A 326-nucleotide genomic window follows, 5' to 3' on the forward strand; every position below is an offset into this window, starting at 1 on the left:
ACGGCGTCGGGTCCCCGGGCGGGGGTTCACGCCGCGGGGGTTTGTCTGTGGGGGGCGCGCGCATATCACCCCCCCCACCTACCCGACTGAAGGGGGCCGGGTGCGGGCTCAACGAGTGCCGCCAGCACGCCGGCTGGTCAGGGTGCCGACGGATTCAGCGCTCTGAAGACATAGCCACCGACATCCTCAGGCTCCAAGACCCGGAAGCTACGGCCCGGCTCCTGGACCGGGGAGTCCGGGTCAAGGTCGAGGAAACTCTCCCCAGGGGCGTGCGACCAGGAACCCTCAGACCCCGAGCCCCGCACACCACCACCCGACTCCCCCAC

The sequence above is a fragment of the Streptomyces sp. NPDC054765 genome (assembly GCF_053612065.1).